We start from the raw sequence: 1,300 nt of genomic DNA, 5'->3' as shown, positions 1-1,300 counted from the left end.
GAGCCCCTTACTGACCAATGTTTGGTCTTGATGATGCAGCACAAGATTGCCGCTTGATGCATTAATTTTTAACCCATTATGACTGCTGCCTAGCTTGATCCCAGACTGCCCCAATATGTCGAACTGGCCTAAACCCGTTCCACCAATGACCATCGCCATATAAACCTCTTTCGGTTGGTTGAAAAAATCAGATGAATATAAATGGCGAAAAATCAGAAAAAGATTAGGAAATAATTTAAAAAGGCAACAGAAACATGAAACCGATCACAAATGATAATCATTTACAATACGGCGTTAAATAAAGATAAGCTTGATGGATAGTTAAAAAAGCCCAGCAAAGCTGGGCTTGGTATGTTTAGTCAAATTGATTCAGTAACGTTACGTTACAGTTTACCGCCACTGTACCACTACTATATTCATATTTTCCTTCTTGATCATACTTTGTCAAGCTAGCACTTGTAACCTCACCATTGTGTATACCAAGAGAGATTTTATAATCCTCTACATCGATTTCAAAAGAACCAGATGGACCCTCTTTCATTGTTGGAGGTCTTTTTATAGATGTGGGACGATATTTAGACAAGCAATCATACATCTCACCTAATTTTCCTCGCAAAGGCACCTCAAAGTCTCGAGCAAATAACGGTGCACTGTAATTAGTATGAGCTCCTAAAGATTTAATTTCACCAAAGTACTTTTTTCGATCCCTGATAGCGAAATTAGTCCATAAGATAACCACTAGTACAATAATTATAAGTAAAATGAATATTATACCACGTTTGTTCATTTACTATTGACTCCGACCATCAAGGAGATGGTACGCATCCTCAAATCTGAAGTAGTCACCAGTACCGACTCCGCCCTGAATTGCAGGATCATTTCCATAGTTATATATTGCTTTCCCTTTGACATCATAAGTGTATTGATATCCATTTATATTTCCATTGTCTGCTCTAATATAAGAAACCGAATGTTGATTATATGCCCCAACACCAAGTTGATAAGCTCCCGACAAAGCCCCGTCAAAGTATGGACTAGTAAATAATAACGACTCTACTCCTATATCGACAGAGAAATTGGGCCTAGACAGGCTACCACCATACTCAGCACTCCAATACCCCCCTCCATTAACATCCAAGCCATCTCTCCAATCAAAGCTCATCCAAGAACCAAAAGCAGCAGCACCTTGTTGACTCCCTAATGCATAACTTGGCGTTACACCTAATCCTAAAGTGATACCGCCATTGTCTATTGATTCCAAGGCGATTTTACCGAGCTGGTCTCGATGTTGATACCCTTG

Annotated in this window: 2 protein-coding genes; both read right to left on the bottom strand. The window is 39.3% G+C overall.

Going from position 1 to position 1,300, the window contains the following annotated elements; translation table 11 throughout:
* Positions 1-355: 355 nt before the first annotated feature.
* A complete protein-coding gene (locus MHN79_RS20750) occupies positions 356-787 on the bottom strand; it encodes a hypothetical protein (RefSeq protein ID WP_239174893.1) in 432 nt (143 codons plus the stop codon).
* Between the two features lie 3 nt (positions 788-790).
* On the bottom strand, positions 791-1,300 hold a 510-nt coding region (locus MHN79_RS20745; RefSeq protein ID WP_239174891.1), incomplete at its 5' end, for a hypothetical protein.

It is taken from the genome of Vibrio sp. Of14-4 (assembly GCF_022347625.1).
Taxonomy (GTDB): Bacteria; Pseudomonadota; Gammaproteobacteria; order Enterobacterales; family Vibrionaceae; genus Vibrio; species Vibrio pristinus.
Note: the sequence above shows the minus strand (reverse complement) of the source record. Positions and strands in the feature narration are given on the sequence as shown.

Coding starts and splice junctions, on each gene's coding strand:
- MHN79_RS20750 (WP_239174893.1), bottom strand. CDS start 787: ATGAACAAACGTGGTATAATATTCATTTTACTTATAATTATTGTACTA.